Raw genomic sequence first — 7,775 nt, forward strand, 5'->3', positions numbered from 1 at the left:
AAAAATGAGAAAAAGAATATTTTTAATAATCACTTTACTAATTTTTCAGTGGTCTTTTGGTCAGGAAAATTATACTGAAATTCAATCCAAATTGGATGAATTATCAAAAGTTCAAACTGGATTGAATGATAAAATTCAAATAAATGTTTCCCAACTTTCTTTGTTTGATTTTATTAATTCTATCAGTGTAGAACACAACTTAAATGTTAGCGCAGATGATCAATTAACAGAATTAGTTTATAACAACTTTTTTGACGTTTCTGTAAAAGAAGTTTTTATTTTCTTAGCTAAGAAATACGATTTAAAAATTAGTTTTATAGGAAATATCATTTCTATTTCAAAGAATAAAAAAGTAGAAGCTCCTAAAAAAACCTTTAAACGAAAAATTCCTATAGTTACTTATGATCCTCAAAATGATTTTCTAACTTTAAAATTACAAAACGACACACTTCAATATGTTGCAAAAGAAATAACTGAAAAATCTGGAAGGAATGTTGTTGTTTCTCCTGAAATAAAAAATGATAGAGTAACTGTTTATTCTAAAAATCAACCTTTTGATCAAATTATAAAAATGCTTACAAAAGGAAATGATTTAAACTATACAAAAGAAAAAGAAGGTTATTATTATATTTTTAAAACACCTAAAGAAACTGTCAATTCTTCTAATTCTAGAAAAAATAGGCCAAAAAATCAGCGAAAAATAAATACTAATTTTATTGAAAATTATGAATACTCTCTAGAAATTTTAGCAGATGATTTATTGACAATTCAAGCACATGACACACCTGTTTTACAAATCATAAAAGATGCTGCAACAAAAACGAAAACAAATTATTTCTTTTATTCTTTAATTGATGCCAACCTGAAAACTACTTTTTCAATGAAAAATATTACGTTTCAGGAACTTCTAACTCATTTATTAATTGGAACAAAATATACTTATAAATATAATGGTGATTATTATTTAATTGGAGAGAAAAAAGAGGAAGGAATTCGAAAAACAGAACTTGTACAAGTAGAAAACAGAACATTAGAATCTGTTTTACAAACCATTCCACAAAGCATCAAAAAGGAATTAACAATTGTTGAGTTTAAAGAGTTAAATGGTTTAATGGTAACTGGAGCAGAAAGTAATATTGAAGAACTTAAAGCTGTTGTTAGGAAAATTGATCAAACTGTTCCACTTGTTCAAATTGAAGTTTTAATTGTTCAATATAAAAAATCCTATGATTTTGAAACTGGATTACAGGCTGGAATTGGTAAAAAACCAGATGCTCCTCAAACAGTTTTTCCAAATCCAGATGTTTCTTTGAATTCTAAAAATGTAAATAATTTAATTGATGCATTTAATGGTTTTGGAATTTTCAATATTGGAAAAGTGACAAAAGACTTTTATTTAAATTTAAAAGCTTTAGAAAATAATTCGATTGTAAATATTAAATCTACACCAAAAATTGCAACATTAAGCGGACATGAAGCTTCACTTTCTATTGGTTCTACAGATTATTATTTTCAGCAAAACAATCGTCTAATTACACAAGGAGTAAATAATAATATTTTACAATCTGGAGACTGGAAACCTACAGAAGCAAACATGACTGTAACGATTAATCCAACAGTTTCAAAAGGAGAATACGTAACATTAGATATCACTGTTGAAAAAAGTGCATTTACAGGTCGTTCAGGAAAAGATGCGCCTCCTGGAAAAACAACACAAAAATTTCAATCACTTGTTCGTGTGAACAATTCCGATATGGTTTTACTTGGAGGATTAGACGAAGTAGAAAAAGAAAATTCAGGAACTGGAGTTCCGTTTTTGTCAAGAATTCCGATTATCAAATGGTTTTTTAGTTCAAGAAAAAAAGCCAAATCAAAATCGAAATTACACGTATTTATTCGCCCAATTATTCAATATCAGTAAACTATGAAATTTGATGTAAAAAATATAATCACTGGGGAAAGATTAATTGTATTACATGTTTTTTTCACTTCTAATTCTACAAAATATCGTTTTTTAGTTTTAGATAAAAAGAAAGAAAATATTGAAGTTGTTTCCGATGTTTTAGGAGGAGAAGAAATTTTGAATAAAATTCCTAAAAATTACCCAATCATTCTTCATATAAATGGACGTGGAGTTTTAAATAAAAAGTTTGATGACAATGCAACCCAAGCTATTTTCAGAAATTCTGATGAGATTTTTTTAAGTACAACTTATAAAGAAAAATTTATTTCCTTTATTCGAAAATCTGTCATTTTAGAATGGTTAGAAGCTCATTCCAGTTTAGAAAAAAGGATTATTGCTTGTCATGTTGGAGTTTTCATTTTTGGAATTGTATTAGAACATAAAATTGAATTATTTTCTAATAAGAAAGCATTTCAATATGAAATTACGGCAGAAAATGAAGAAATAATATCTTTTAATAAATCTGATTTTTCGGATGCTGAAAATGAAAAAGAATTATTATTTTCATCTGGAGTGCAATATTTTTTCCCAAGTAAATTTTTAGAATTTAGTTCAAAAGATGAATGGGATTTACCTTTTAAGAATAAAGAAGAATTTGTAGGAAAAAAACAAATTGAACAAATTTTAAAAATTGGAATTTTAGTGATTCTTTTATGTATTTTAGCAGACAAAATTGCTTATAATCATTATGGAACAAAACACCAGATTTTACAGTCTGAAATGGCTTTTTTACAAAAAAAAGAATCCCAATTAAAAACTTTAGAACAAACAATTCAACGCAAAAAAAACATGTTGAAAGAAGCTGGTTTTTTAAATTATAATATGCTTTCTTTTTATTATGATCAAATAATTCAGCTTTTACCAAAAACTATTAAGCTTACAAATATTGATGTATTTCCTTTAGAAAAAAAGATAAAACCATCGAAAAAAATCTTGATTAAAGGAAATGAAATTTCTGTAGAAGGTTGGGCAAGCGATGAAGCTTTATTTGATATTTGGGTTCAAAAAATTAGACTTTTAGAATGGAATAAAACCGTTGAAATTATACAATACAGCTGGAATTCAAAAAAGCAAAAAGCGAAATTTAAAATCAATATAAAATTGCAGTAAAATGGAGCAACAATTTAGTTTAAAACAAAAAAAAATATTGGTAATTGTTGTAATGATTTTACTTTTGCTTTTGTGTTATAAAAGAATTTTTTCTGACACAATTTCGATGATTACAAGTTATCAGAATTTATTAGAAAAAAAAGTAGATATAAATACTTTAAATCAAAAAGAAGTTCTCTTGGAAAACTCTCTTTATGAACTGAATGCTTTTACAGGAAATGAAGAAATTGCTGACGATTTGATTCAGCAAAAAATATTGAGTTTTACCTCGGATTTCAACGAAGAAAAAATTTCGATTGTAAATTTAAATTCCAGTCATATTTTTCATTCTAAAGACTTTAAAATTATTACTAATTCATTAGAAATTGAAGGAAATTATAAAGCATTAATTAGTTATTTATATTATTTAGAAAAGAATTTTAACGATTCACAATTAGTCAAAGTGACTTTTGAAGTTAAAAAAGATCATGTGCAAAAAAAAGAAAAGTTATATGCAACATTATTATTTCAAAATTATAAACCAATTTAAAATCATCTTCGCATTTTTTGCTTTTACAGCAGTTATTTCTTGTGATATGATTTTTGAAGAAGATATAGAAGATGATAAAATAATTCCAGGTTCGCCGATGATGAATGATACTATAAAAAATAATACTATTTTATTTTCTTGGGATGAATTGGAAGGTGCTGTGAATTATCATTTACAAGTTGTAGAACCAACTTTTACAAACAAAAAACGAATATTAATCGATTCATTAGTAACAGATTTCACGAATACATTTCAATTAAATCCTGGGGTTTATCAATGGAGAGTTCGTGGTGTAAATAATGGATATGAAACAAAATATACAACTCCTATTGATTTTGTTGTAGATTCAATTCACGACTTAACAAACCAATCAATTGTTTTATTAAGTCCAAGAGAAAATGCTTACATCAATAATTTAAACACCTTATATCAATGGCAATCTCATTATGCTGCGGATAATTATAAATTTCAATTATTTGAAGTTTTAAACAGTTCAGAGAATTTAATTTCAGATGAAATTGTCGATGCATCAGAGATTTCAGTTTCTATCAATAATCCAAATGAAGGAAAATATAAATGGCAAGTTCAAGGAATTAATGAAACAAGTCAAACCACATATTTTTCAAATCATTTAATTTTTGATGAAACAATTCCTTTAATTCCAACACAGAATTTTCCAATTCATCAGCAGATTATTAGTTCAGATGATGAGCAAATATTTTCATGGAATTATTCTGGATCTGTAGGAATCGATGAAGCGCCTTTAAATTACAGAATCCAAATTTCTTCAGTAGAAAGTTTTTCATCATTACTTGTTGATGAAATTGTTGATGGATTAGAATATTCTTATTCATTTTCGGATACTGGAACATTTTATTGGAGAATAAATGCAGAAGATAGAGCTGGAAATATTGGAAGTTTTTCAAGTAAAAGACAAATAATTGTAGAATAATGAAAAAGTATTTTAATAAAATATTACTTGTTGTTGTTCTCGGAATTTGGGGAGGTGTGATTTATAAATATTTTTATAATTCGACGCCAAATTACGTTCCAAATTATAATACTCTTGGAGCTGTTTCTATTAAAAAATGGCAAAAAAATGATTTTAAAATAAGTATTCCTAAAAGAGATCCTTTTTTGGGAAATTTAACGATTAATACACAAATAAATAATGCAGAAAATGAAAAAAAGAAAGAGAATTTAACCCTAAAAAATGAAAAAGTAAAAGAAGAATTTAAATGGCCAAATATGCGTTATTTCGGCTTTGTAAAAAACAAACAAAATGAAAACGGAGCAGCTGCTCTGATAAAAATGAATCAAAGATTACACAGAGTTAAAGAAAAAGATTTTTTAAGTGATACTTATAAAATTTCCAAAATCTATCGTGATTCTGTTGTAATTACTTTTAAAAATAAATCAAAAACCCTTAAAAAACTATAAAGACTATGAACGTAAAATCTAATATTTTAACTTTTGTAAATTCAATTTGTATTGTCGGAATTATTATCGCATTTGTATTTTTCAATATGGAAGCAAAAAAGAGTAAAATTGCTTATATCGATAATATAAAAGTGTTTAACAGCTTTAAAATGACAGATGATATTGGAGTTCAAAATAAAAATAGATTTCAAGCACAAGCGCATGAGTTAGATAGTATTGTGGAAGTTTTAAAGAAAATGGAAAAAGAAATTACTACAGCTAAAAAAGTTTCAGATAAAACCCAAGAAACATATAGTGTAGAATTGCAAAAATTTAGAAATAAAGAAGCGATTTTCTTACAAGAAAAAGAAAAAGTAAATGCAGAATCTACGAATCAAATTTGGGGTAGAATTAATGCATTAGTTAAAACTTATGGAGAAGAAAATGGATATGAAATTATTTTTGGAACACAGGGTAATGGAAATATTATGTATGGAAAAGAAGCTCTTGATGTAACAGCTGATTTTACTTTATTTGCAAATCAAAAATACGAAGGAAACTAATGAAAAAATTAAAATTTATAAGCTTTATTTTCCTTTCGAGTTTCATTATTAGTTGTGGAAATGATAAAGTAAAACCAAGTTCTTTTCAACAACCAAAAACGAATAATCAGACAACTATTGACAATTCTGATGTAGAATTAAATGATTCCGAAGTTTCAGAAACTATTGTTGATGGAAAAAAGTTATTTGAAATAGAAGGAAAAAGTTATTGGGCAAATACAAGAAAACAAGTTGTGGATGATTTTACATTTACAGCAACCCAATTGCCGATGGAATATTATATTCGAAAAAACTTAGGTTTACACAAACAAGAAGCTATTGAAAAAGAATTTGAAAAAATAAAGAAAGGAAGAATTATTGATTTTAAAATTCAAAAAGAAGCTGCTACAGATATTTTAGAAGAAAAACATTCAAAATTACCTTATGAAGAAGCTGTAAAATACATGGCTTTTAAAATTCAAAATGACTTTTATGGGGTTACTTCAAGCGGAGATACAATTCCTTGTATTGGAGCGCATTTTGAGCGTACATTTAAGCTTTCTCCTTTTAAAAGAATTTTATTATTCTTTGACAACATAAATCCAGATGAAACAATTCAGGTAATTTATAACGATAAAATGTATCGAAAAGGAATTTTAAAATTTAATATGGTAAATTAATTTTTCACGATTTTTTATTAAATCAAAAGCCTCAGTTTTAATAAAACTGAGGCTTTTTTATGAGTTTATTCTAATTTTTAATTAAATCTCATATTTTTTTACATTGTATAAAATATTAACCCCCACAGCTATCTTCTTCACAGCTTTCACCATTTTGATTATCTCCTCTATTTGTCGATTTCAATGTAGGACCATCTCTATAGAAACCAATATTAAATTGAGTTTCATTATTCAGGCCACCGCCACCACCAATATCTTTATTCCATATTATAAATTGCAAAAATATTTTTGTTTCTTTTCTTGTTCCATCAGGATTAAATTTGGTTTCTAGTCTTAACCCTCCACCTAAACCAGGAGAAATCTCAACTGCTTGATCAAATGTACCATCACTATGTTGTTTAAACAATAATTTTGTTACTCCATAAAGTAAACTAACTCCTTCTCTTACTTCAACTTGTGGCAAAAGGCCTTTATTAACTCTATATTCTCCCTTAACAAAACCATTTTTTTGTTCTTTTGCACCATATTCATGTTTTAGATTTGGAACTGTTACTTTTACCCCTGCTTCTACACCAAGTGGAATACGTCTTTGAGGAGTTTCAATTGATATATCTGCATATGTTTCATTTGTATATTCCCAAAAGAATAAATACTCTTTTAATACCCTTAATGGATTCTTTACTTGTAGATCGTATTGTATTTTACCTTTTTTAACATAGATCTTTCTATAATCATAACCCTCTTCTATATCTGGACCTCCTCTAAATTCCCATATCATTCCTTCTCCATTTGCAGCCTGACCTAATCCCATTTTCCAAAGAGTCATTGTATAACCTTGAATTTTGTCATCCCATTCAAATCTTGTCAAAAATTCTTCTAAACCTTCTAATTCTATTGCATGAATAACTTTATTTCCTGAGAAAGAATATGGACTATAGTGAGGATATTTATCTGACAATGGGTCCACTGCAAAAAATCTTCCAACTCTAGGGTCATGCATTCTATATTTATAATTTATAGAATTACCTTCCCCTTTAATTTCATCATCTCTTTCCTGTCCTTGGAATCCATAACGATATGTATCCGAATTTCCAAATCTATTTGGTAATTGCATTCCAAATGGATAATAATCACTATATGAAAGAACTTTAGGTTTAAATGTAGTATTAATATCTGAATCTACTAATTTTCTATCTGAAACTGTACTAAGTACATTTCCTAGATGATTCATTAATTCATAATATTTATCTCCTGTTGCAGCAGCAAATAACTCTGTATCTATTGATTTTGGTACAATATTAATTCTACTTTGAAGTGTTGTTGTGAAAATATTACTATTGGTAAACTTAAAATTATATGCATCACCTGATGGGCGTCCTACATAATCTTTCATATTTTCTTTTACAACTTCAAATTCTCCAGAAATATTTCCTGGTAAAGTCTGTGTGATTGTAAGTCCGCCATTCTCTGTGGTAAACTCCTCACCATTTAAAATTAACTTTGCAATATAAAGTCCTGTAGATTCATGATTT

8 protein-coding genes are annotated in these 7,775 nt (G+C 27.1%); 7 read left to right on the plus strand and 1 reads right to left on the minus strand.

Annotated features, from left to right (window positions below; all coding sequences use genetic code 11):
* Window positions 1-4: 4 nt before the first annotated feature.
* The 7 genes from I1A51_RS16975 to I1A51_RS17005 are packed head-to-tail and all read left to right on the plus strand — an operon-like array spanning window position 5 to window position 6,243.
* Window positions 5-1,921 carry a FecR domain-containing protein gene (locus I1A51_RS16975; protein ID WP_196896061.1) on the plus strand — a complete coding sequence of 639 codons (1,917 nt, stop codon included), beginning with the start codon at window positions 5-7 and terminating at the stop codon, window positions 1,919-1,921.
* A gap of 3 nt (window positions 1,922-1,924) precedes the next feature.
* Complete coding sequence (locus I1A51_RS16980; RefSeq protein WP_196896062.1) at window positions 1,925-3,073, plus strand: hypothetical protein; 1,149 nt, start codon at window positions 1,925-1,927, stop codon at window positions 3,071-3,073.
* 1 nt (window position 3,074) lies between these two features.
* Window positions 3,075-3,602, plus strand: coding sequence for a hypothetical protein (locus tag I1A51_RS16985; RefSeq protein WP_196896063.1), 528 nt, complete (start codon window positions 3,075-3,077; stop codon window positions 3,600-3,602).
* The gene (locus I1A51_RS16990) at window positions 3,565-4,554 is read left to right on the plus strand and encodes a hypothetical protein (RefSeq protein ID WP_196896064.1); all 990 of its coding nucleotides are present in this window, start codon (window positions 3,565-3,567) and stop codon (window positions 4,552-4,554) included. The genes I1A51_RS16985 and I1A51_RS16990 overlap by 38 nt, the downstream gene beginning before the upstream one ends.
* On the plus strand, window positions 4,554-5,042 hold the full coding sequence (locus tag I1A51_RS16995) for a hypothetical protein (protein WP_196896066.1): 489 nt from the start codon (window positions 4,554-4,556) through the stop codon (window positions 5,040-5,042). The genes I1A51_RS16990 and I1A51_RS16995 overlap by 1 nt, the downstream gene beginning before the upstream one ends.
* 5 nt (window positions 5,043-5,047) lie before the next feature.
* Window positions 5,048-5,584, plus strand: a complete 537-nt coding sequence (locus I1A51_RS17000; protein ID WP_196896068.1) for an OmpH family outer membrane protein — start codon at window positions 5,048-5,050, stop codon at window positions 5,582-5,584.
* The gene (locus I1A51_RS17005; protein WP_196896069.1) at window positions 5,584-6,243 is read left to right on the plus strand and encodes a hypothetical protein; all 660 of its coding nucleotides are present in this window, start codon (window positions 5,584-5,586) and stop codon (window positions 6,241-6,243) included. Before I1A51_RS17000 ends, I1A51_RS17005 begins: the two co-directional genes overlap by 1 nt.
* A 115-nt stretch (window positions 6,244-6,358) precedes the next feature.
* On the opposite strand, the gene I1A51_RS17010 is transcribed toward I1A51_RS17005, so the two are convergent.
* Window positions 6,359-7,775: RHS repeat domain-containing protein (locus tag I1A51_RS17010; protein WP_317192854.1), on the minus strand; the 1,417-nt coding region annotated here is incomplete at its 5' end.

Source organism: Aureivirga marina (genome assembly GCF_015767265.1).
GTDB classification, from domain to species: Bacteria; Bacteroidota; Bacteroidia; order Flavobacteriales; family Flavobacteriaceae; genus Aureivirga; species Aureivirga marina.

What these genes read in the sequence shown, in the direction of transcription:
- I1A51_RS16990 (WP_196896064.1), top strand. Translation starts at nt 3,565, where the DNA reads ATGCAACATTATTATTTCAAAATTATAAACCAATTTAAAATCATCTTC.
- I1A51_RS17005 (WP_196896069.1), top strand. Translation starts at nt 5,584, where the DNA reads ATGAAAAAATTAAAATTTATAAGCTTTATTTTCCTTTCGAGTTTCATT.
- I1A51_RS16980 (WP_196896062.1), top strand. Translation starts at nt 1,925, where the DNA reads ATGAAATTTGATGTAAAAAATATAATCACTGGGGAAAGATTAATTGTA.
- I1A51_RS16985 (WP_196896063.1), top strand. Translation starts at nt 3,075, where the DNA reads ATGGAGCAACAATTTAGTTTAAAACAAAAAAAAATATTGGTAATTGTT.
- I1A51_RS16975 (WP_196896061.1), top strand. Translation starts at nt 5, where the DNA reads ATGAGAAAAAGAATATTTTTAATAATCACTTTACTAATTTTTCAGTGG.
- I1A51_RS17000 (WP_196896068.1), top strand. Translation starts at nt 5,048, where the DNA reads ATGAACGTAAAATCTAATATTTTAACTTTTGTAAATTCAATTTGTATT.
- I1A51_RS16995 (WP_196896066.1), top strand. Translation starts at nt 4,554, where the DNA reads ATGAAAAAGTATTTTAATAAAATATTACTTGTTGTTGTTCTCGGAATT.